Origin of the sequence: Kistimonas asteriae (assembly GCF_018263925.1) — a bacterium.
In the GTDB taxonomy this organism is placed as follows: Bacteria; Pseudomonadota; Gammaproteobacteria; order Pseudomonadales; family Endozoicomonadaceae; genus Kistimonas; species Kistimonas asteriae.
Map to the genome: position 1 here is coordinate 65,498 of NZ_JAEVHF010000005.1, position 20,301 is coordinate 85,798.

At 49.8% G+C, this 20,301-nt stretch carries 17 protein-coding genes; 5 read left to right on the forward strand and 12 right to left on the reverse strand.

What is annotated here, in order from left to right; translation table 11 throughout:
* Positions 1 to 6: 6 nt before the first annotated feature.
* From KHS78_RS07445 to KHS78_RS07455, 3 genes are all read right to left on the reverse strand, one after another.
* A complete protein-coding gene (locus KHS78_RS07445) occupies positions 7 to 2,628 on the reverse strand; it encodes an Ig-like domain-containing protein (RefSeq protein ID WP_211826782.1) in 2,622 nt (873 codons plus the stop codon).
* Between the two features lie 92 nt (positions 2,629 to 2,720).
* The gene (locus KHS78_RS07450; protein WP_343216889.1) at positions 2,721 to 4,094 is read right to left on the reverse strand and encodes a sigma-54 interaction domain-containing protein; all 1,374 of its coding nucleotides are present in this window, start codon (positions 4,092 to 4,094) and stop codon (positions 2,721 to 2,723) included.
* 51 nt (positions 4,095 to 4,145) lie between these two features.
* Positions 4,146 to 4,367, reverse strand: coding sequence for a hypothetical protein (locus tag KHS78_RS07455; protein WP_211826783.1), 222 nt, complete (start codon positions 4,365 to 4,367; stop codon positions 4,146 to 4,148).
* Between KHS78_RS07455 and ddaH the strand changes: the two genes are divergently transcribed.
* The 4 genes from ddaH (at position 4,366) to KHS78_RS07475 (ending at position 10,401) form a co-directional block, all read left to right on the forward strand.
* Positions 4,366 to 5,127, forward strand: coding sequence for a dimethylargininase (gene ddaH / locus KHS78_RS07460; protein WP_211826785.1), 762 nt, complete (start codon positions 4,366 to 4,368; stop codon positions 5,125 to 5,127). The genes KHS78_RS07455 and ddaH overlap by 2 nt on opposite strands.
* Positions 5,128 to 5,213: 86 nt before the next feature.
* Positions 5,214 to 6,635: a basic amino acid/polyamine antiporter gene (locus KHS78_RS07465; protein WP_211826787.1), complete on the forward strand. Its 1,422-nt coding sequence runs from the start codon at positions 5,214 to 5,216 to the stop codon at positions 6,633 to 6,635.
* A gap of 219 nt (positions 6,636 to 6,854) precedes the next feature.
* Positions 6,855 to 8,450: an ABC-F family ATPase gene (locus KHS78_RS07470; RefSeq protein ID WP_211826789.1), complete on the forward strand. Its 1,596-nt coding sequence runs from the start codon at positions 6,855 to 6,857 to the stop codon at positions 8,448 to 8,450.
* Between the two features lie 460 nt (positions 8,451 to 8,910).
* Complete coding sequence (locus KHS78_RS07475) at positions 8,911 to 10,401, forward strand: SulP family inorganic anion transporter (RefSeq protein ID WP_211826790.1); 1,491 nt, start codon at positions 8,911 to 8,913, stop codon at positions 10,399 to 10,401.
* A gap of 360 nt (positions 10,402 to 10,761) precedes the next feature.
* Here the strand turns inward: KHS78_RS07475 and KHS78_RS07480 are convergent, their stop codons facing one another.
* Both KHS78_RS07480 and KHS78_RS07485 read right to left on the reverse strand, forming a co-directional pair.
* Positions 10,762 to 11,136: a response regulator gene (locus KHS78_RS07480; RefSeq protein WP_211826798.1), complete on the reverse strand. Its 375-nt coding sequence runs from the start codon at positions 11,134 to 11,136 to the stop codon at positions 10,762 to 10,764.
* The gene (locus tag KHS78_RS07485; protein ID WP_211826800.1) at positions 11,129 to 13,078 is read right to left on the reverse strand and encodes a sensor histidine kinase; all 1,950 of its coding nucleotides are present in this window, start codon (positions 13,076 to 13,078) and stop codon (positions 11,129 to 11,131) included. Before KHS78_RS07485 ends, KHS78_RS07480 begins: the two co-directional genes overlap by 8 nt.
* A 357-nt stretch (positions 13,079 to 13,435) precedes the next feature.
* Here KHS78_RS07485 and KHS78_RS07490 point away from each other — a divergent pair, with 357 nt between their 5' ends.
* On the forward strand, positions 13,436 to 14,359 hold the full coding sequence (locus KHS78_RS07490) for a LysR family transcriptional regulator (protein ID WP_211826802.1): 924 nt from the start codon (positions 13,436 to 13,438) through the stop codon (positions 14,357 to 14,359).
* A gap of 13 nt (positions 14,360 to 14,372) precedes the next feature.
* Here KHS78_RS07490 and KHS78_RS07495 read toward each other — a convergent pair whose 3' ends face one another.
* The 7 genes from KHS78_RS07495 to KHS78_RS07525 all read right to left on the reverse strand — a co-directional run bounded on the left by KHS78_RS07495 (position 14,373) and on the right by KHS78_RS07525 (position 20,240).
* Positions 14,373 to 14,573, reverse strand: a complete 201-nt coding sequence (locus KHS78_RS07495; RefSeq protein WP_211826804.1) for a hypothetical protein — start codon at positions 14,571 to 14,573, stop codon at positions 14,373 to 14,375.
* Positions 14,574 to 14,697: 124 nt separating this feature from the next.
* Positions 14,698 to 15,798, reverse strand: a complete 1,101-nt coding sequence (locus KHS78_RS07500; protein ID WP_211826813.1) for a hypothetical protein — start codon at positions 15,796 to 15,798, stop codon at positions 14,698 to 14,700.
* 151 nt (positions 15,799 to 15,949) lie between these two features.
* Positions 15,950 to 17,095 carry a hypothetical protein gene (locus tag KHS78_RS07505; protein ID WP_211826815.1) on the reverse strand — a complete coding sequence of 382 codons (1,146 nt, stop codon included), beginning with the start codon at positions 17,093 to 17,095 and terminating at the stop codon, positions 15,950 to 15,952.
* Between the two features lie 123 nt (positions 17,096 to 17,218).
* Positions 17,219 to 17,851 (reverse strand): hypothetical protein, encoded by a 633-nt coding sequence (locus KHS78_RS07510; RefSeq protein WP_211826817.1) that lies wholly within the window; start codon positions 17,849 to 17,851, stop codon positions 17,219 to 17,221.
* Between the two features lie 70 nt (positions 17,852 to 17,921).
* Complete coding sequence (locus KHS78_RS07515) at positions 17,922 to 18,707, reverse strand: hypothetical protein (protein WP_211826819.1); 786 nt, start codon at positions 18,705 to 18,707, stop codon at positions 17,922 to 17,924.
* Positions 18,708 to 18,859: 152 nt separating this feature from the next.
* Complete coding sequence (locus KHS78_RS07520; RefSeq protein WP_211826820.1) at positions 18,860 to 19,255, reverse strand: eCIS core domain-containing protein; 396 nt, start codon at positions 19,253 to 19,255, stop codon at positions 18,860 to 18,862.
* Positions 19,256 to 19,301: 46 nt separating this feature from the next.
* Positions 19,302 to 20,240, reverse strand: coding sequence for a GNAT family N-acetyltransferase (locus KHS78_RS07525; protein WP_211826822.1), 939 nt, complete (start codon positions 20,238 to 20,240; stop codon positions 19,302 to 19,304).
* Positions 20,241 to 20,301: the final 61 nt, after the last annotated feature.

The window sequence follows — 20,301 nt, forward strand, 5'->3', positions numbered from 1 at the left end:
TCTGGGCTATACGATCAATTGCCCATTCGTGATCAGCTGTAATAACACATCATCGCCGTTTAACAGGTTATCCCTGTTCTGGTCAGACCAGTGGTTTTCATCCAAACCCTGGAACTGCACCACCAGCTGGTGCGTTTCCCCTTCAGCCTGCGCACTCACCTGCAGGGTGGTTTGTTGCTGTTCATGCTCAATGGAAGCAATCACTCCCTGTGCCTTCAGGGACTGCAGCAAATCGACGGGTTCCAGGTCAATGCCGCTGGAAAAATCCAGCAGTTCTGATAAATCCAGCCTGTCGGCATCACTGCCGAGGGCTGCTGGCTGCCCCAGGGTAAAATCCAGAATACGATCCAGCTGATAGCGATCATCCTCGACAAGATCCGCCAGACTGAACCGGAAGTCATCACGTCCCGTACCACCGGTCAGCACATCGTCACCCTGTCCCCCCATCAGTACATCATCCCCGCTGCCACCATCCAGTGTGTCGTGGTCACGGCCGCCCATCAGAAGGTCACGATCCTCACCGCCATACAACCGGTCATCGCCGCCACCGCCAATCAGCGTGTCATTGCCCGCTTCGCCGGAAAACGTATTGCTGTGGGCATCGTAATCAACGACCAGGTCGTGACCACCGCCCGCGGCAAAATCATCATCCACATTGCCGCCATCCTTGAAATAATCGTCCGCAGATGTGCCGGATTGCGTGCCGTTTCTGTCGGTGATGCGATTCAGGTCTTCAGCAGCTATATGACTGAACACCTCGCCACTGTCCGTGACTGCCACATCAACACTGCTGCTCACACGACTGCCGTCTGAATCCTCGACAGTAAAGTCAAAGGTCAGGTCAATCGCGTTCTCTACATCCGCTGGCCGAAAAACATATTCACCGGTCAGGTAATTCACCGTTAACCAACCCGCCGTGATGTCCGGTGATGCCTGTACCTTGAACTGTGTATAGGGTGCCTGAGGGGTGGTGTTCAGCAGTTGTTCCCCCGCCCCGTCACGAAGATCCACACTGTAAACCGTGACCAACCCATCTCCGCCGATATCACGGCCAACCAGATCCCCTGTTGCGAGTCGCTGCGGTACAGTCTCTACGAGTCTGTCTGACAGTGTGCCAGCGGTATTTTCATCCAGTATTTGGGCATTGCCAGGAAAAGCGATCGGTTCCAGATAGGCCAGATCAGGGCCTGTGACCGACTCCCCGGGCTCCCTGGTCATGATGCCGATCGCATGGACGTCGCTGACACTGTGGTTCTGCAGAAACGTTTCCCATGCCCCCTGATCGGGCCTGCCGGTACTGCGTGAGGGTTCTCCCGCTGTAATAAAGTACATCGCATGATTGTCCGCAGGATCAATCTGGCCATTCTCCAAGCCGGAGATAAAACCGTCCTCAGCCTTCTGCAGAGCACCTTTGTAGTAGGTGCCACCTTGAGGATCAGAAAAATCATTAATGGTATTCAGGGTCTGCAATACCGCATCGTCCCCCGTATGCCAGCCGTATGATTGATAATTACCACCGCTGAACGTCACTACCTGAATCGCCAGCTCAGCCATAAACTGGTAATGGTTCAGCAGATTTGCCAATGCCTCCTGCATGAGTTCCAGACCGGTCTTACCCACATTTTCTGCCGACGGCCAGCCCATGGGTTCGGATAAATCGAGCATCAGTGTCAGGTTGAGTTTTTCTGCCACACTGTCGTCAATACCCACATCGAATGACGGTGGCTGCGGCGCCCTGTCCTCTACCGTAATGATGACATTCGCATCATGGGTATTCCCCTGGTTATCGGTTGCCTGGTATTGGACGGTCACCGTCTCGGTTTCACCCGCTTTCAGGTTGAAATCATTCTCTGTGGTGTAGGCGAGACGGTTATCGACAATTATGACCGCCCCCTGACCAGAAGAAATTTCTGCCCCAGTCAGCGGATCAACAATCATCGCACGCTCAAGCGTCAGTGAAGTGTTATCACCTGCCTGCGCACGGTCATTCGTTAATACATCGATTAACAACTCACTGTTTTCGGGTAGCAGCCCAATGTCATCAATTGCAATCCACTGAGGACTTTCAGGTTCTATTTGATTCGCATCATTGACTATTGAAAACCGGAAACGAGCCTCTTCTTGAAAGGGTCTGGTTTCCAGTGACTCATCCATCCCTGATAGCGCATGTTCATCGTTTGATAACGGTGATGCCGGTTCAATCGGAGGCAACCCGTCGGTCGTTGTGAACGTAGCGTCCGTATCAGTCAGGCGGTTAAAACGACTGACAGGTGGCGGGTTGTCAGAGGCAGGCTCTGATGATGCTTCACGGTTTGAGGGCGTACCCGCGAGTGGCGGGGGAAATAACAGGGAAGGATCGACACCATCAGCTATCAGTTGTTCAACCGACAAGGCCAGTTGCTGCCACAGTTCAGCCATTTCCAGCTGCTGACCGGCAAGGATTTCAACACTCTCGCCATTGACCAGATCCAGGTGGGCAAAACCACCCTGCAGGGCAACCAGGGTTTCATCATTGTAAACCCGGTCGCCAATAGACAGTTGTCGTATTGAACCGTCCGCCGCCATGGCGCCGACATTGCCGGAGACATGATGAAGAGAACCTATCGCGACAACTGTGCCTGCATCCATGATGACAATCCCTGTCTCTCAACGTAGTACTGGTTCGAAAGTACAACTATGAGCATAGACAGGGATACAGAGACCAGCCAAAGCCACGTACGTTATGATGCCTGAGCCTGCTCCTCACGGATAATCCCCAGCTTCTGCATACGCGACAGTAACGTAGTTCGAGGCAACGCCAATTCACGAGCCACCGCAGAAAGATTATGACTGTGTCGTTGTACCGCTGTGCGAATCAGTTGTGTTTCATAACTGGCCAGACTTTCCCGCAACGGTCTTGCAGCGGGTAGCGGTAACGCGCCACGGTTATCCAGTCCGGAGGCCAGGTCAGACAAACTGTCCGGCATCAGGGTAACGGTTTCCATAGTGGCATCATTACCCGCCAGCAGTAGACTGCGACGAATCACATTTTCCAGTTCACGCACATTACCCGGCCAGTTATGTTGCTCCAGTTGCCGGATCGCGGTTCCCCCCAGGTGAGTCACTGCCGGATTCAAAGCCGGGCCATAACGGGAAACAAAGCGCCGGGCAATAAGACCAATGTCGTTCATTCGATCTCGCAGGGGCGGAATCACAATAAAGCCGACACTGATCCGGTAATAGAGGTCTTCACGCAGGTTCCCATCCCGCACGGCATCAAACGGTGGCTGGTTCATGGCGGTAATCAGACGGATATCCGCTTTCAATGGTTCCTGGCTCCCCAGCGGCCGGTAATAGCCATCCTGCAGAACCCGTAGCAACTTGCTTTGCAGGGTAATGGGCATGGAATTCAGCTCATCCAGAAACAATGTGCCGCCATCCGCCAGTGCCAGAAGCCCCTTGCGGTTTTCTGCCCCGGTAAATGCGCCGCGGGTCGTGCCAAAGAGCGTACTTTCGAGCAGGTTCTCAGGAATCGCCGCACAGTTCAGGCAGAGCATGGATCGACCTGCCCGGGGACTCATGGCATGGGCCCGGCGGGCAAACAGTTCCTTGCCGGTACCTGTCTCCCCGTATATCAGTACGGGCAGTTCACTGGCGCCATAAATATCAACCGCCTCGATCTGCCGACGCATGGCCGGGGCGTCACTGATAATCTCCGGGATTTCATGTTGCTTGTCGTTTTTATCCGGCCCAGCAGTCAAGACACGGCCAATTTCGATGGCGCCGATAATGTCGCTACTTCGCCCGTACAGCGGCATGGCACTGTGCATATAGTGCAGCTGCTCACCAGCCACACCACTGTAAGCCTGATAATGATCCGTAAAACGGGTCTGTTCCGACAGGCAACGTAGCAAGGTACTGTCGTCTGTCTGTAGCCATGGGCTGACCTCAAGGACATGGTGGCCCAGGATATTGGCCGGATCGACCCCATCCATTCGCGCACTGGCCCGGTTGTAGTAAACAAAATACCCGTCGCGATCGACAATTGTGACCGGTTGCGCCAATGAATCCAGCACATGTTTCATGCACAGAACCAACCAATTCAGCTCTTCCACCCATCCCCCTTTATCGTTTTTTCGACAGATCTTGATCAACACCCTTTGTTATCAGGCAACTTTATCTGTCGTATTTTCGACAGCTGTCGAAAAATAGATAAACACACCGGCAATCATTGCTGAAAGCGGCCTACTGCTCCAGAAAAAACACTGAAAAACCGGACAAACAGCACCTTTTTCCTGATCTGTATCAATTCTCACCGACACCATCTTGGCACGCATGTTGTTAGAGGAAGAAGCGTAGATACAACGACGAAAAAGGTAGCAGTTCATGTTCAAGCACATCATCGCCCGTACCCCCTGTCGTGCACTGGTTGACGGCCTGAGTGAAGCTAGCCTGGGCAAGCCCGATTACGCAAAGGCGCTGGAGCAACACAACACCTATATCCGAGCCCTGCAGACCTGTGGCGTTGACATCACCATTCTCCCTCCCGCTGAAGACTTTCCCGACTCTGTTTTTGTTGAAGACCCGGCGCTCTGTACCCCCCATTGTGCCATTGTCACCCGCCCGGGTGCCGACAGCCGTCGTCAGGAAGCGGAACTGATTGCCCCTGTGCTGCACCGTTTTTACAAGAACGTTGAACGCATCGTTGAACCCGGCACCCTGGATGCCGGTGATGTGATGATGGTCGGCAGCCATTACTACATTGGCAAATCCGCCCGCACCAACGAGGACGGCGCACAACAGCTGATCGCCATTCTGGAGAAGCATGGCATGACCGGCTCCATCGTCACCCTCGAAGAAGTACTGCACCTCAAGACCGGCCTCGCCTACCTGGAAAACAACAATCTGTTGGCGGCCGGCGAGTTTGTCACCAAACCCGAATTCCAGCAGTACAACATTATCGAGGTGCCGGTCGAAGAGTCCTATGCCGCCAACTGCATCTGGGTCAACGGCACGGTCATCATGCCCTCCGGCTACCCCAACACCCGCGACAAGATTGCCTCCCTGGGATACGAAGTGATTGAACTGGATACCTCCGAATACCGCAAGGTAGACGGCGGTGTGAGCTGCATGTCTCTGCGTTTCTGAATCATCCCTGATGGTTCACACCCACAACAGGGATGCCCGTGCATCCCTGTTCCCGCCCTTACCCACAGGCAGACACGGAGTACACAATGACGCAGGGGCATGAGAAAAAGCTGGGCGTTGTCGCCATGACCGCCCTGGTGGTCGGCGCAGTAGTCGGCAGCGGCATTTTCAGCCTGCCACAGAACATGGCGGAAGGCGCCGGCGCCGGCCCCATCCTGATTGCGTGGGTCATTACCTTTATCGGTATGCTGGCACTGACGCGTATCTTCCAATGGCTTTCCCTGAACCGTCCGGATATCAACGACGGTGTTTACGGTTATGCCCGCACCGGCTTTGGTGATTACCTGGGATTCAACGCAGCCTGGGGATACTGGATCTCGGTCTGGGTGGGCAATGTCGGTTACCTGGTGCTGCTGTTCAGCGCCCTCGGCTCCTTCTCATCACTGGGCTTCTTCGGGGAAGGCAGCACACTGCCCGCCATGCTGTGTGGCCTGGTCGTTCTCTGGACGCTGCACAGTTTTGTCCTGCGAGGCATCCGGTCAGCCGCCATTCTCAACATCATTGTGACCCTGGCCAAGATTGTACCAATCTGCCTATTTATTCTCTGCGTTATGCTGGCGTTCAAGGTAGAAACATTCCAAATGGATTTCTGGGGTCACGAAGCCCTCGGCAGTATTACCGACCAAGTCAAGAACACCATGCTTTATACCGTCTGGGTATTCCTGGGCATTGAATGTGCAACCGTCTATGCCAACCGTGCACACAATATGAAGGTGGTCAGCCAGGCGACTCTGATAGGCTTTTTCATTACCATCTCATTGCTGGTCTGTGTATCGGTACTGTCTCTTGGGGTTGTGCCACAGGCGGAACTGGCCACCATGCGTAATCCGTCCATGGCAGCGGTGATGGAACGGGCGGTTGGCCCCTGGGGTGGCGTATTGATCAATCTCGGTCTGATCATCTCTGTTAGTGGTGCACTGCTGGCCTGGAGCATGATCTCTTCCGAAATGCTGTACCTCGCGGCACGGGGAAAGCAGAATACGGCACCGACTTTTTTTGGCCGCCTCAACAGCCATGGCACGCCTGCTAACGCCATGTGGCTGACCAACGCACTGATCTCACTGTTCCTGATCATTAATCACTTCAACGACGCCGGTTACAACCTGCTGATTCAGCTGGCCTCCTCCATGGCGCTGATTCCTTACCTGCTCTGTGCAGCGTTCGGACTGAAACTGGCGCTCAAGGCCGAAGTCCGTTCCGTCACGTTGATTGGTTTAACTGCACTGGGAACATTATATGGTGCCTGGTTGATTTACGCCGGCGGCACGGAATTCTTGTTGCTGTCGATGATCCTTTATATGGTGGGAGCGCCGTTTTATCTCAAAGCGCGGCATGAACGGGGTGAGAAACTGTTTGCCTCACCGCTGGAAACAACTGGCGCGGTTTTTGTTGTCGTGCTGGGGATCTCTGCACTGTACCTATTAAACGTCGGTGAACTGGTTATCTGATTTTCTACATCGACCCGTGTCATCGAATCTTTTTTGCAGATTCACATCCAGCCGGGCTGACAACGTAATGCTTTGTCAGCCCGGCTGTCCTGTTTGTTATGTTCTTCCTCAGGCTCTACAGTTAAAAAAATTGCAGCAAAAATAACAATTGTTGAACAGGGTTCAGCCCTGTAGTCTGCAATCCCTTTTTTACCTGCTGACCGGAACCGGGACGACACATTGATTACCACCGCCAATATCACCATGCAGTTCGGGGACAAGCCCCTGTTCGAAGACATCTCCGTCAAGTTTGGTGACGGCAACCGCTACGGCCTGATCGGCGCCAACGGCTGCGGAAAATCCACCCTGATGAAAATCCTGAGCCGGGAACTGGAACCGTCTTCCGGTACGGTCAGCAAGGATTCCAATGACCGCGTCGCCAAGTTGAGCCAGGACCAGTTTGCCTACGAACAGCACACGGTGGTTGATACGGTCATCATGGGCCATGCGGACCTCTGGAAGGTCAAGCAGGAACGCGACCGTATCTATTCCCTGCCGGAGATGACCGAAGAAGACGGCATGCGTGTGGCTGACCTCGAAGTCCAGTTCGCGGAAATGGACGGTTACTCTGCCGAAGCCCGGGCCGGTGAACTGCTGTTGGGCGTCGGCATTCCCACCGAGCAGCACTTCGGTTTGATGAGTGCCGTTGCACCTGGCTGGAAACTACGTGTACTACTGGCACAGGTACTGTTTGCGGATCCGGACATCATGCTGCTGGACGAACCGACCAACAACCTGGATATCAACGCCATTCGCTGGCTGGAAGGCGTGCTGAGCCAGCGTGACTGCACGATGATCATCATTTCCCACGACCGTCACTTCCTGAACAGCGTCTGCACCCATATGGCTGACCTGGATTACGGCGAACTGCGCGTCTACCCCGGCACCTATGACGAATACATGACCGCCGCCACCCAGGCTCGCGAACGTCTGCAGGCTGACAATGCCCGCAAGAAAGCCCAGATCGCTGAACTACAGTCCTTTGTCAGCCGCTTCTCCGCCAATGCTTCCAAGGCGAAACAGGCGACATCCCGCGCCCGCCAGATCGACAAGATCAAAATCGAAACGATCAAGCCTTCCAGCCGACAGAGTCCATTTATCCGGTTTGAGCAGGAGAAAAAACTGTTCCGCCAGGCGCTGGAAGTGACCAACCTTTCACAGGGATATGGTGATGAATTACTGCTTAAGGGCGTCAAGCTGCTGGTAGACGTCGGTGAACGCATTGCCGTGATTGGCCAAAATGGTATCGGCAAGAGCACGTTCATGAATACGCTGGCCGGTGTAATGGCGCCGAAGTCGGGTGAAGTGAAATGGTCAGAAAACGCCAATATCGGTTACTACGCCCAGGACCACAGTGCGGACTTTGAGTCCGACATGACCCTGTATGACTGGATGGACCAGTGGAAACCTGCCGGTAACGATGAACAGTTCACACGAAGCTTCCTCGGTCGGATGCTGTTCTCCCAGAACGACATCAAGAAATCCGTAAAGGTGATTTCCGGTGGTGAGCAGGGACGGATGCTGTTCGGCAAGTTGATGATGCAGCAACCCAATATCCTGCTGATGGACGAACCGACCAACCATATGGATATGGAATCCATCGAAGCCCTGAATCTGGCGCTGGAGAATTACGAGGGTACGCTGGTCTTTGTCAGCCATGACCGGCAGTTTGTGTCATCTCTGGCGACACGGATCATTGAGATTTCAGAAAACGGTATCACCGATTTCCATGGCAGCTACGATGATTACTTACGCAGTCAAGAACTGACCACTTAAAACTACTGTTTAAAATACGGCCACATGTGGCCGTATTTTAAACAGATCTAATGATTAATTTGCTGCCGCATCCTCATCACATCACTTTTTAAGTAATCTTTAACATACTGATGTGAGGCACTGTCAGATCAGATCTAAACCTCTACAGGTCGCACACCTGCAGGCGTGTCAAATTTGTGGATGTCCTTCTTATATAGGCTTTTTCAGGAATTCCACATTTTAATGTTCCATTAAAACAGGTAGACTCGCCCCAACTTTCATTTGCACGAGGGCATTTTACATAATGACTCCGCCTTAGATGCTTGCCAGCATCAAGCTGTAAGCCTCCCTGCTTCCCGCCTCTGATAGATACAAAAAGGTATCAATTTTTCTATTTGAAAAAATAGACTGCTTTTTTCCCCTCAAGCTTCTGTGTTGAGGCGGATTGTTGTGTTTAAAAAATATTGTCTGTTGAGTCTCTATGTTGCGAAGTTTCAAATCTGCATGGTTATCGAACCCTAAAAACGACCTGCTATCTGGCGTGGTTGTAGCGCTAGCGCTCATACCAGAAGCTATCGCATTCTCCATCATTGCGGGTGTGGACCCTAAAGTCGGACTGTATGCTTCATTCTGTATCTGTGTTGTTACGGCCATTACCGGTGCGCGAGCGGGAATGATTTCAGCGGCTACAGGTGCTATGGCCCTGTTGATGGTGACCTTAGTTAAAGACTATGGCCTTGAATACTTATTGGCGGCATCATTACTTACCGGTGTTCTTCAGATTGCTATTGGTCAGCTGAAACTGGGTAACTTAATGCGGTTCGTGTCTAAATCCATTGTAACCGGGTTCGTTAATGCATTAGCCATTTTAATCTTTATGGCTCAGCTACCAGAGCTAACCAATGTCACCTGGCATGTCTATGCGCTTACTGCAGGTGGTTTGGGTGTTATCTATTTGTTCCCGTACCTCCCAAAAATCGGGAAGCTGCTGCCTTCTCCCCTTGTGTGTATTCTGATTATTACCGCTTTAAGCCTAAGCCTGGGTCTGGATGTGCGAACAGTGGGGGATATGGGGGATTTGCCTGACTCATTACCGGTATTCCTATGGCCAGATGTCCCTTTAACAATGGAAACATTCAGAATCATATTACCTTACTCCCTGGCGCTTGCGATGGTGGGTATCCTGGAATCACTCATGACAGCCACCATTGTTGATGATCTGACTGATACTGATAGCGACAGAAACAAAGAGTGTAAAGGGCAAGGCATCGCTAACATTATTGCTGCGCTTATGGGGGGAATGGCGGGATGTGCCATGATTGGCCAATCAATTATCAATATCAAATCCGGTGGCAGAACAAGACTGTCAACGTTCTCAGCTGGCGTGTTCCTTTTGATAATGGTTGTTTTTCTGGATTCATGGCTGAAGATGATCCCTATGGCCGCTCTCGTAGCTGTCATGATGATGGTAGCTATCGGAACATTCTCATGGCGCTCACTGGTTGAACTTAAAGATCACTCTCTTTCTACCAATATCATTATGATTTCAACGGTTGTTGCCGTTGTCTTTACTCATAACCTGGCTATCGGTGTTATTACCGGTGTTATTCTGGCTTCTGTTTTTTATACAAATAACAGTAGAACAATTATGAGAATTACTGATGATGTGATTAAAGAAGGTAAGCACACCACGCACCGTGTTCATGGTCAGGTATTCTTTGCCTCTTCAGATCAGTTTGTTCAGCTGTTTAATTATGATGACCCGGCAGAGCTGATATCTATCGATCTGACCGACGCGCACTTTTGGGATATTACGGCGGTGGCAGCTCTTGATAAGGTTGTGTTGAAGTACAGAAAAAAAGGTGCTGAAGTCGAAATCATAGGCATGAACGAGGCCTCGTCGACAATCATAGGTAAGTTCGCGGTATATGATAAGCCAGAAAAACGACTTAAAATGGTTGAAGGTCACTGACCTCCCCTGGTAGTGCCGGGTGGGAGATCTCATTCGTGAATCTCGACCAATATGTTGTGGGAGTTTATGGAATTTGGGGGCATAGATGCTCCCACCGGGCTTCTGATGATATGTAGCGGATCAAGTTTGTCACTTGTTTTTACAGGTGTCCTATTTTCACAGGTTTGCCAGGCGGTGTTTAACTTAATAGTGGATTGACCAAATAGCCCTATAATGACTGCTGGTTGTACATTAACGTCCCATAAAGATGGGGAAGTTGTCATTGATCAGCAGCCGTTCCTCACTCTTCTTGACTCCATCAAGTCTTTCACCCCACTTCATTTTCAATGAACTCTGCAGATTGATGTAACTTTTTGACTTTCAAAGTACATTTAACAGATCATCGAGGGCAAACGGCTTCTCCAGGATAACATCAGCACCTTCCCGTTGCGCTTTACGCAGATAAGAACCGACCAGGTTATGGTTTTCCTCGGAGACCTTTCCGCCGCCTGATATCGCCACAATCTTCATACCAGGCCGGCTTTTCCGTATTTCCGTGCATAACTCCATGCCATCCATTTTTGGCATCAGGATATCCGTAATCACAATGCTGACATCTTCCTGTTGCTTCAGCACGTTCAGTGCCTCCACACCGTTTTCTGCCTGAAACACCCGGAAGCCTTCATCTTCCAGGCAGAGGGCCAACTCTTCCCGGAGTTCGACCACATCATCCACTACAAGTATTGCCTTAGTCATTGTTATGCTCCTTATCCAATGTCAGGATGAAACAGGTATTGGGGCATTGGGCATCCACACGAATGACACCGCCATGCCCGCGGATAATGGTCTGAGAAATACTGAGCCCCAGGCCTGTGCCCTTACCAATCTCCTTGGTGGTAAACATGGGATCAAATATCCGTTCCCGAATCTTGGCGGGAATACCGGGACCAGAGTCCATCACCCGGATAATCACCTGCTGTTCGGATTGACTGATCTGGATACGAATCCATTTTTCGTCACACTCACTGACTGCATCACAGGCATTATTCAACAGATTGACAATCACCTGGGCCAGGTGCAGCCGCTGGCAGTCGATGACAACCTTATCGGTTTCTTCAAGGTATTCCACCGAGAAATCAATACCGTTGACCTTGCACTTTTCCTCCACAAGGTCGGAAGCATCAGTAATAAAAACGGCAACCTGACAATGTTGAAAATCTTCGTTGTGACTGTTTCGGGAAATCTTGCTGAGACTATTGATAATGCCGGATACCCGGCTGACCGATGCAGAAATTTTATTCAGTGAAACAAGATCCTTTTCACCCAGCGTCCCTTTCTCCATCTTTCGCGTTAATCGCTCGGCACTCAATTGAATGGCCTGTATCGGGCTGTTGATTTCATGGGCCATGCCACTGGCTATATCCCCCAGCGCCGCTTTTTTGGCTGACAGCATCGCCTTGGTCTGGTTCTGTAGAACAGCAAATTCTTTTTTCTTGAGCTCCCGGCGCATGGCTTCAAAAGCCCGGGCCAGGTCACCGATTTCATCACGCCGCATCTCAGGCAATGAAACCGAGTTGTCACCATTGGCCAGCGCATCAGATGCCTTGATCACATCCTTCAGCGGATTCAGAATGCGCCGTGTCCAGGCACCGACAATGATCATGCTGACAAGCACCAGCAACGATAAATAAAAAAGATTCCGGTTGAGCAGGCTGATGGATTCATCCAGCATGGCCTGCTCAGACGCCAGTAGGAAGACGCCAACAAATCGATCATTACTACGTGAATCAAACTGTGCACGTACCATTTGCAACAACCAGGTATCCTGGTTGTTGTCAAAATGCTGCACGCCGCCGGCCGCAGTCGCCTCCATCGTCCAAAGTTTTTCCGGCACCCGTTCGCTAATGCTGGAGTCTTCATCAAATTCAAAGGCAAAGTTCAGTGAGCCATCGGGGTTGACCAGAATATCGCCCTGGGAATTCGTCAGGTACATCGAGTAATGTTTAGGTGACGAAGCAATGATGCGCTGAAACACAGGTTTGAACGCCATACTGATGACAATCAGACCATAGAGTTCTCCGTCGATATAAACAGGGCTGGACGCCCGCATGACGGGCGTATACGGTTGCGACACATCCCCAAACTCACGATTCAGGGTGATGTCGGAGAGATATACCCCACCAGCCTCTAGCCTCAACGATTGCTGATAAAACGGTCTGTGCCGTTTATTTTGCAATTCGTAGCCAGGCATCAGATAAACCGCGTCGCCATGCCGTTCGATGGCCAGAATCTCTTCACCGCCATTTTTTACACCAATCACTCGTACCTTGTAGTAATTGGGTTTTGATCGAGCGAAGTGCACCAGCAGATCCACAAGGTGTGTTTTATCGTGACTGTTTTGGTGTCCCTGCGGAGAGTCGGTAGACGTTTCGCCCAACACAGAAAGTACCGAGTGCAGGTTACTCAGGAAGACAGCATCGCTGCTGAGGTTATCGATCTCCTCGACCAATATCATGCTGGCGATATTGGCTTCGGTGGTCAGATGCGATTCCGCCTGCTCGAACAGAATATGCGACGACCCCCGGAACAGCATTAACTCCACCGCCACCGCCGCCAGCGCAACAGAAACGCCCGTCAGCAGGGAGAATTTCCCCGTAATGGTCAGCGCCCGCCGGAACGGCCAATAGAGCTTAATCATCCCTGAATGATGCCTGATAGTATTCAGTACCCCAATCTATTCAAGATAGTTCATCGGGCTATTGAGCCCTCTCCGCTTCGGACATGAAAGGCACTAATCTGAGGGTATACTTCTCACAGCAATGAAAATGGCCGCCAAAATAACAAAAAAATGGCAGACCATACGGGTTTAAGCGACAGACCTTCCCGGCAGCATCCCTCAATCAATAAAGACGAGCGACAGCCCACAATGGTCTGGATAGAACTTGATGAAATAATAAGAACGATAAACCGCTTTTATTGATGTAATGCAGGCAGGGGAAACACGGGGAAATGATATAACGACGCAGACAACAACCCTGTACAGCAGTCACCGGCTATGTCTCATTTGCAACAGATCTATGATGTCGATATCAAACTGCTGCGGCTGTTCATGGCCATTGTCCGCTGTGGTGGGTTTTCGTCAGCCCAGACTCAGCTGAATATGAGCCAGTCCACGATCAGCCACCAGATGAGTCAACTCGAAGAGCGGCTTGGGCTGGTGCTCTGCCAGCGGGGACGGGGAGGGTTTTCACTGACGCGGGAAGGCAAGGCGGTATTCAGTGCCGCAGAACGGCTGCTGGCCGCCGTGGAAACGTTTCGGCAGGAAGTCGGCACCATCACCCATGTATTGTCGGGTGATCTCAGTATCGGTGTCGTCGATAACACCATCACTGATCGCAGTATGCCGCTGACAACCGCCATTCGTGAATTCAGAAAACTCGGCGGCGATGTCAATATTCACATTACCGTGGACTCCCCCGAACATCTGGTAGCGGATGTCGTACAGGGAAGACTTCACCTGGCCATCGGTCTGTTTCCTGTCGCTCATAATGGATTGAACCACACGCCGCTTTATCGGGAAAAACACTGCCTCTACTGCGCCAGCAGTCATCCTTTTTATCATGAGACACCATCACTCTATGATCTGGCGGAATGCCCGGCAGTCCTGCGCAGTTACATGTACGACAATGACCAGAAAACCATCGGCAATGGCACCCGGAATGCCTATGCCAATAATATTGAAGCATTGGTCACGCTGATACTGACCGGGGGCTATATTGGTTTTTTACCGGAACACTATGCGCGCAAATGGCTGGAGACCGAGGAGCTGAAAGTGCTGCATCCGGACACCTGCGTCCGCTATTCGACCTTTGATATGATCACGGCCAGAAAGCAGCCCGATACACTGGTGCTCAAACAGTTCATGCAGCTGTTCAGGTCTTTGCTGAATCAAAACCATCCAACGCCGGCGGCCAACTAAACACAGCTCAGGTTCATTTGTTGCTGTCATTGTCTGATGTTTCGTGCTCATCGTTACCCTGCAGCTGTGAAAGCAGCGTCATAAACTCAGACAATTTGACCATTGTCATTTCGATATCATCCTGCAATTGATGATTCAGGTATTCCATATCAACACCTGATTCTTTGCAGATCTTTTCGAGAAAACGATCAAGATTGTTAAATAAATCATCCATAACACAAACTCCTTTAGTCATCACTTGATGAACGATTCAGGTAACAAGGCAAGTCATTTAACCTCATACTCACTGCGACTCCTGACTCACCTTGTTCCTGAAAACAACGATTCAAACCAGGACGTCAGGCGCTTTTCTTAGCTTCATTTTTAGCGTTTTCAGCACCGCTCTTTGCGGTAGCCTGAGCCTTCTTGATGGCTTCACGGCTTTTCTTCCTGGCAGCCTTGATGGATTTAGAATCTTTGGCCTTGAGGGATTTAGCACCATCAACCGCTGTTCGAGCCCCGCGTCCGGTTTTTGTTGTGCCAATAACACCCGTGGCCGTTGTCCCGACAACGGTATCTGCAAACGTTGCAATTCTCGCATCTGTTGCACTGTCGCTGACTTCCGTTTTCAACGTTGCCGAGCTTTCTTTCACACCCGCTTCGGGCTCACCGAAGCTGACATCAGCCCCAAAGGCCTTGGCAATACTCAGAACACTGCTTGTCACTGTTGCCAGTGCTTCCAGAACAATCAGAATACCGGAAAGCACCTTGACGTATCCCTTGGTCTTGGCTGAAGCATTTTCTGTAAATTTCTGGATTGATGCTCTCAACAGTTTCAACGCATTCGCACCCGCACCAATACAGGCAATGCCCAGTGTAAACAGGCACTGGATGAAACCATTGATAAAGCCAAGGCCTGCCTCAACCAGACGAACGGTATTAATCGTTGAGGTCATTTCAGCTTTCTTGGCCGGATCTTCCGTCTCATTGATCTTGTTCATCAAGTGAGAGCGATAGAACTTCAGTCCACCAATGATCAGACTGGTGATACCGGAACCCAGCGCCAACAGCCCCAGAGGGGTGCCAAACCCGGTCGCCAGCAGAAAACCGGCTGCGACGATCTTCACCACACCGGCAATAATATGACCGGTACCTTCAATCTTTAACGCCGTTGCCGGGTTGGTGACGGTTTCCAGAAACCCCTTTGGCTGAACAACGCTTTGGGCAGGCCATTGCGCGCGTAACTGAAAGGGCGCCTGTTCTTCTTCCTTGTTACAGCACTGACAATTGGAACCGGTGCACTTCCTCTGAACAGCGCCATTTGCCCCAGAAAGCCAGGCAGGGTTTTGTTCCTGTTGCTGTGCACTTAGGGAGTTTTTTAATTCTGTATTGAGTTTTCGCCGTTGAATAGCGGGCAGTGCCTTGTAAGACAAGACAGGATCATAGTTCCTTGCATACATGAGAAGGTCCTTCCATGAACCGGTTTGCGACAAACCCTCTCACATCGTGGAGAGGATGACTGAATCATTGAATAGGTTGTTTTGCTTAACAAGAGGGGAAGAATAAGTCAGCGTGGGGTTTTGATGGCATGATTCCAACAGGGAAACTGTTTTATTCCCAAGGTTTGTTAACGGGTTTCAGATTTCTCATGAACAGCACATTGTTACGGAACCGGTCCCAATTCGCATAGATATGATAAAACTCCTGTGCTGTCACTGATCCCTTGACCGGGTTAAATTTACCGACAGAGTAGTTTTCATCCTGATCAATAATGGCCCTGATGATATTGCGATTAAATAAATTCAGGTGAAAATAAATCACTTCATTATTACTCAATGCCGTTTCCAGTCGTACGACAGAAATTCGGGCATTGTTCACATTGCGTACATAGTTGGTTCTCTCCCTCATTGCAGGTGACCGGTCCAGCCGCCTGATGGCTTGCTGAATATTGGCAAAAGTCAGTTCTGTCCCGCCATAGACATCTTTAGCCGGGCCTTTCGCCGCTACCCCAAGTCCTTTGATCGTGGAGTTGTTACCGAAATGGATAATATTATGGAAACCTCGTCCTCTCATGGCGGGGCGTCCCAGCGTAGCTTTTAAGTCATGCGAAGCTTCGTCTTTATAGGTGCGCATTTCGTCAAATGCTTTGGCATCAGCACCAAAGGCATCACCACCCTGAAGTGGCAGGCGATCCATAAGAGAGTTCGGTACGTCATTCTCAACCGGGTTATCATTTTCCTGTTCATGATCAGCGACCAGCGCAGGTAAAAGAACCTGAGGATTGACAACATCATTAACCGGTTGCTCATTATTCAACTGCTGCAGTTCCGGCTCAGGATTCAGCCCCAGATTCAGCGCAGGCATCTGCTGATCTTGCAATGGGTTATTGACCGGCTGACCTTCTTCACCAGGTTGAGCCCGGCGTAGTATTGCATCCAAGTCTTTGGATGATTTGACCGTACCTAGAAACTCCAAAAATTGCGATGAAATCTTGCTGAGTTTCTGTCCCTCCATGTCTTTACCTACTTCATTTTTCAAAACCGCCTTCTTAATGTCGGTCGTTAACGTTGTACGCTGTTTCGCAGTAACATCGCTCCACTCTAATAGTTGTGCGGGAAAAGACGATTTGTCTGAAAAATTTCCATTCAAGGTAGAGCAGGACAGTGTATTTCTTTTTTGATCAAAACCAGATGTAAGCAATGATGAATTATTTTTCACATCACGCTTACCCTTTAGATCCATCCTTTGTATTTGCATCATGCACTCACAAAATCGTCACGTAGACAAAGCCTAACTCAATGAATAGCATTCCATAGACTTTACAATAAGAAAAATCCAAAAACCGATTAATATTCCTGACATAATACAGACCAAGAACAACTAAATAACATTCTGAGTTCTTAACGTTTGCTGATAATTTCGCAAGTTACCTCTGACATTATTGACCGGCAAAGGCCCATGCCCTACGGGCTCATCAATCTGAGTACCACCTGCATCCCCCAGATTTGCAGGCCAGAAGAAGAGATTGCGTGGATCATTAGCCAGATTAGCGACCATATCATCAATTTCAGTATTTAGAGTGCCTTCATCATACGTAGGATTTGCGATTGTCCCAGTATTAGGAATATTAGCCTGTGGTATACCGCCACCAACATTAACCCCATTTGCATTCGCTACAGCTGTAGCCAAGTCTGGAGACGTTGTCAGCATATCTTCAATTCCATCACGCACCATTGCATAAGGCACATGATGATTGCACCAGCCTGGAGCAGCACCTGCATTGACATAGCCACTGTTCACAGCTGCAGTGTTACGCTCAGCATTCGTCATAGAAACCCTGGCATGCCGCATGGCATTAATATTGTCTCCCCCCGGGCGCTGATAGGCTGGTGCATAGGCAAGTGCAGTCAGCATCTGTATAGGCTGACTATTACTCATACATTTATTTCTTACACCGGAATCTAAACGAACTCCCTTTTCTTTATGTTTTACTGTTTGCAATGTAGCATACATAAGCATTTCCTTTATAAAAACCTTATCTATTAAACATCAAACCCAAAAAATCAAAACCAACAGTTAAAAATCACTCCTTATTAGAAAGCCCATTAAAAACCTGAAGATATTTATTATGCCCTCTCCAATTAGCAATATTACCTGCACCTATTGCCGAAGTACCTGAAACTGTTACAACATGCTTTGGATTTAATGCATCAATGTGTTTTGCTGATGTTTCATATACATTTTCTTCTTTATCCGAACGGCCCAGATTTGCTTCCAATATTAGCAAATCCAAATTATCCCACCTACTATTAAGTCGACGTAATATCCTAGGTACTGCCCGCTGATCAAGCGCGTCTTCTTTTGTATTATATGCTGCTGGAGCATTGGTTATCTTCACTACCCAGTGAGCATCAAGTTTAAGCAAATCAGCCGTAGCTTTAATTTCTTTCAACTTAGGACTATCATGTAAAAGTACACCTATCCATATTTTTTTCCCTTTCCCTCCTGTAATATCTTTCGATCTGGGATCAATTAACAAACTCGCCAATGATTGCTGAGCATTTTCCAAATCAAGTTCATAAATGACTTCATCATCAATCAAATCCTTCAACAGTTGTTTCTGGTTATTATCATCCAACTCGTCAGAAAGCCTTTTAGGATTGTACTGTATTATTTCGGCAACATCCTCAAAACTATTTAATTCGCGCCCTTCAGGATTCGTCTTTATTTTTCTTTGTACTAACCCACTTCCACCCCACATTTTTTTCGGTATACAATCAGAATTTCTCTGATTAAAAACAACATGATCACCTCCTAGTTTTTTTTGCTTAACAGCATCACAAGAAGGCACGTTCTTTTTCTTTTCCATATACACAATCAAAAGCTCCAACAATAACATTAAAAAAACCGACCACGAAAATCATGCTGAAAATATGTATTCTATATCGCCCAACAATTCAGAAACCAAAAATAACTAATTGTATATAATTGTCAAATGTAAAAGTTAGAACGTAGGAGAAATCATATTAATCTATGCCCCACATACTCAGCCCGCTCTCCCATATAGTCAGCTTCTCTTTCCAAAGCCGGGCTATCATTAATCGCCTGCCCTGCAAACTGCGTCGTCGGTGCTACCCGCCCCTGCGCCTGTTGCACCACATGCCAGGCTTCATGGGAAACGTGCCTGTCTTGTCCTGGCGCCATATGAATCTCGCTCCCCTGCGCATAAGCGTGGGCATTCAACTGTGCGGGTTTCGGTGAGTTATAATGTACGCTTACATGATCCATACTCATACCGGAAAGGTGTTCAATCCCCGCCTTAACATGATTGGGCAAACCGGTATTATTTGCCTTGCGTTGTACGAGTGACCGTTGATGTTGTGGAATCTCTTTTTGTCGTTCCTGTTGTTGATACATAACACTCTCCTTGTATTTCTGTGATCAATATATTCAGTGATAACTATCAACCTATCACTGAAAATCCGGAGCCCATCCGTTCCAGCAAATACACCAGCTCAGGTTTACACGTCTCTAACTGCCAGTCGTCGTCGAGGCCACAACCATAGAACCAGACGGGTTCGCCCTTGGCGAGGCCCTTCACCGCAAGCCGTTTGAAATCAGCCTTTTCCAGGGCTTTCTGTGAAGGTTTGTTATCGGGAAAAACTGCCGTATACAGTGCATTAATGCCCAGCCTCACGGCCTGCTGTGCAACCAGCGCCGTCGCCCTCGGTCCGTAGCCTTTTCCCTGGCAATCCGTTCCCATCCAGAAATAAAAAAACGCCACATCGCCCACCAACGCCAATCCACAGATACCGGAAAAACCAAAATCCCGATGCATCACGGCATACGTCACACTCTGCTCATTGGCCTGTTCCTGCCGCCACCAACGGTCAATGTCTTTTCGGTTTTTCATAGGCGGAAGATTCACTCGCCGGGCAATCGCCGGATCACGAAACTGGAATAACATAGCAGGCAGATGACGTTCATCCACGGGTTCAAGGGATATATCGCCATCTTTAGCAAACCGTCGCTCAAACCATGCCAATGATCTCCAATAACGATCCCGTGCCGCCAGCTCCTCAATCAGCGCCTGAATATCCTCATCCTCTGGCTGCAGCTGTCGTGCACGAACAAGGTGGGACAGCGCCGCCTCAGGCCTTCCTGTCGCTACTTCACACAGGGCAAGGTTAAAACGGGTCGCAGGATTATCCCCGTAGCGACTGAGACAGGTCCGGTAACAGCCCTTGGCCAGCGCCCAGAAACCATCCTTTAATGCCTGGCACCCCAGATCAAAGCACCACTGGGCGCGTGATCTGGCCGGGATCAGTGATGCAGGTTTCTGTTCCTGAGCAGGTAAAGGCAACCCGCCCAACAATGTAGTGTCGGTAATCAGTAGCGACATAGTCCTTTGCCTGAGTTAGAAAACATCAACAGAAACGAATGAAAAGAAAGTGATACAAAAC